4 protein-coding genes and 1 pseudogene (1 of these 5 only partly in view) are annotated in these 2964 nt (G+C 70.7%); all 5 read right to left on the reverse strand.

The features are described from left to right. Positions 1 to 447: pseudogene (locus K789_RS0109085) on the reverse strand (hypothetical protein); the annotation flags it as partial. Continuing rightward, on the reverse strand, positions 444 to 1121 hold the full coding sequence (locus K789_RS0109090; RefSeq protein WP_024366489.1) for a C40 family peptidase: 678 nt from the start codon (positions 1119 to 1121) through the stop codon (positions 444 to 446). The gene K789_RS0109090 and the pseudogene K789_RS0109085, both read right to left, overlap by 4 nt. Beyond that, entirely contained in the window at positions 1118 to 1552 is a 435-nt protein-coding gene (locus tag K789_RS0109095) for a flagellar FliJ family protein (RefSeq protein ID WP_024366490.1), read from the reverse strand. The genes K789_RS0109090 and K789_RS0109095 overlap by 4 nt, the downstream gene beginning before the upstream one ends. Next, positions 1549 to 2856 carry a FliI/YscN family ATPase gene (locus tag K789_RS0109100; RefSeq protein WP_035739478.1) on the reverse strand — a complete coding sequence of 436 codons (1308 nt, stop codon included), beginning with the start codon at positions 2854 to 2856 and terminating at the stop codon, positions 1549 to 1551. The genes K789_RS0109095 and K789_RS0109100 overlap by 4 nt, the downstream gene beginning before the upstream one ends. Next, a protein-coding gene (locus K789_RS22715; protein WP_051180972.1) for a FliH/SctL family protein crosses the window boundary here: on the reverse strand, positions 2771 to 2964 show its 3' end. 571 nt of this gene lie beyond the right edge of the window; the window shows 194 of its 765 coding nt (coding positions 572–765); the start codon falls outside the window, past its right edge — the gene reads right to left on this strand; it ends in the stop codon at positions 2771 to 2773. Before K789_RS22715 ends, K789_RS0109100 begins: the two co-directional genes overlap by 86 nt.

Consider the following 2964-nt stretch of genomic DNA (forward strand, 5'->3'; position numbering starts at 1 on the left):
GGGGATCTCCTGGCTGCCCGTCGCCGGGAGACCGGGAACCGCAGTCGGCGGGTTCGGCGCAGCAACTGCGGCATGCTGTGCGCTCAAGGGCACGAGCGGGGTGGCGGCAAGGGCCAGGGCGCTGTCAGCGGATGCGGCGGAAGCAGCGGAAGCAGCGGAAGCATCCTGCGGCCCGGCGGAACCCGGGGAACCGGCGTCGGCTCCCCCGCCGGGCGCGGGCGCGGTGGCGCCGGAAGAAGCGCCCTGGAGCGCGCCGTCAGCAACGGGGCTGCCGGCGTCGGGCGTCTGCTCCTGACTGGTGTCCGTTGCCCCCTGGACGTCGTTGAGCACGGCACCGAACGTGTCACGGTCCTTGTCCGCGCCGGGAGCCGCGGAACGAGCGCCCTGCTGGGCGCCGCGGCCCGGAACCGGCGCAGTCAGCGCAGAAGCCAGATCCAAGCCTTTCATGACGCCGTCCCGGCCGGAACGATGCGCCGGATGGAGGTCAGGTTGGAGTGCTGCTCCCACGCGTCGCGGATCTGGATGGTCTTGCCGGGGACCGGCGCGTCAATGGCCTTGCCGTTGCCCAGGTAGATGGAGATGTGGTCCCCGCCGAAGCTCACCAGCAGGTCGCCGGGCTTCGCCTCCGCCAGGGACGCCACCGGCGTGCCCTGGCGCATCTGGTCACTCACCACGCGGGGAATCTCGATGCCGAGGTCCTTGAAGACCCGCTGGGTGAAGCCGGAGCAGTCCATGCCGGTGGCCGGGTTGGTTCCGCCCCAGACGTACGGCACGCCGATGTATTTCTTGGCCATCGCCACAACGTCGGTGCCCGTCGCCGCGCCGGCAGCAGGAACGGTGGCGGGTGCGGCGAGGCCCTTCAGGGCCCCGACCGCCGTCGTGCTTCCGAGCCCCAGGCTGTTGGCGAGCGAGGAGATGTCGGTTCCGTTGGTTCCGCCCAGCGCGGCGGTCAGCGCCTCGGTGAAGGAGGCCGCGTCCCCGCTCCCGGTGCCGGTGGCGAGGGATGTTGCCGCTGCCGATTTCATGGCGGCGGCATTGGTCTCGGCTGTCGTGGGGCGGGTGAGTTCGGTGATCATCGACTGGATGCCCTGCATCCGGCCGATTGCCTCGGTCATGCTCATGACCTCACCTCCTGCTCTTCGCGGTGCCAGACGGTGGAGGCGATCTCGTCCAGGGTCGCTTGTTCGGCACGCAGGTCCGCGGTGTGGACCTCTTCGTTGTGGCGGGCCTGCAGCTTCTCCAGGCCGACGGAACGGGTGCGGGCGGCGATGAACTCCTCGCGTGCGGTGGCTTCGTCGGTCTCCGCGATCCTCGAAAGGGCCTGCAGGTCCGCGAGCATGCTGTGGGATGAGGACCGCGCTGCGGCGACGGCCCGCAGGGAGGCGGAGCTGGAGATCGGCGCATCGCCCGCGGCCAGGTCGCGGCGCGCGGCGGCTTCCCGAGCCCGCACGGAGCTGGAACGGGAGCGGGCGCTGGCCAGTCCGGTAGCTGCCTGGTCCTGCTGGATCTGGCGCAGGCGCAGGAGCCCTGCCAGTGAGAATTGGCGGTTCATGCTGCTGCTCCCAGGATCGAGGTGAGGTGGTTGAGCCGCTGCCAGGACTCGGGGTGGGCCGTCGATTCGTCCATCGGCTGCTGCAGGAAGATGCTGACGTCCTGCTCGTGGTTCAGGGCCGCGTCGACCAGCGGGTTGGTGCCTGCTTGGTAGGCGCCGACGTCGATCAGGTCCTGCGCCGCCTTGCGGGCCGCGAGGACGCGCCGCAAGGTGGCCGCCGCTTCGAGGTGCTGGGGGGAATTGACCTTGGTGGCCACTCGGGACACCGAGCCGAGCACGTCCACCGAGGGGAAATGCCCGGTGACGGCCAGCTTCCGGTCCAGGACGACGTGGCCGTCGAGGATCGAACGGGCTGCGTCGGCAATCGGTTCGTTGTGGTCGTCGCCGTCGACCAGCACCGTGTAGATGCCGGTGACGGAGCCGGTCTCGGCCGTGCCGGCGCGCTCCAGCAGCCGGGCCAGGATGGAAAAGGTCGACGGCGGGTAGCCGCGGGTGGCGGGCGGCTCACCGGCGGAGAGGCCGATCTCGCGCTGGGCCATCGCCACACGGGTGAGGGAATCCATCATCAGGACCACGTCCTGGCCCTTGTCCCGGAAGGATTCGGCGATCCGGGTCGCGGTGAACGCTGCGCGCATGCGCATCAGGGCCGGTTCGTCGGAGGTGGCGACCACAACGACCGAGCGTGCCAGCCCAACAGGACCGAGGTCGTCCTCGAGGAACTCACGGACTTCACGTCCGCGCTCCCCCACGAGGGCGATCACCGAGACCTCCGCGTCTGTGCCGCGGGCGATCATGGAGAGCAAGGACGACTTTCCGACGCCGGAACCGGCAAAGAGTCCCATGCGCTGGCCTTTGCCGAGCGTGGTCATCGTGTCCAGCACACGGACGCCGGTCTGCAGGGCCGTGTCAATGCGGGCGCGTTTCATGGCATTCGGGGCTTCGTTGTCGATGGGCACGCGGGGGCCGCTGTTGAGAGGACCCTTGCCGTCGATCGGCCGGCCGAGGCCGTCAATGACCCGGCCGAAGAGCCCGGATCCGGTGGGGACCAGGACTGCGCCGCCCTTGGCCCGGACGGGATCGCCGGCCGCCACACCAGCCAGCCGGCCCAGCGGCATACAGCGCACGGAGCTGTCGAGGGCGGCGACGACCTCGGCGTCCAGTCCCGGGTTCGAGCCCACGGTCACCAGGTCGCCCAGCGCGCAGTCGAGCCCGGACACTTCAAGGCCCAGCCCCACGACCGAGGTCACGACGCCGACCCGCTGCGGGGCGGCGGCACGGAGCGCCGCCGTGTAGTCCGCGCCCATGGGACGCCACTCGGCGATCACCGCTGGTCCCCCGGCGAATTCTCTCCCCAGCCCTGGTCGCCCAGAAGCGCTTCGCGGGCCCGTGCCAGGGCGCTGCCGAGGCTCGCG

The organism is Arthrobacter sp. TB 26 (genome assembly GCF_000427315.1).
Lineage (GTDB): Bacteria > Actinomycetota > Actinomycetes > Actinomycetales > Micrococcaceae > Arthrobacter.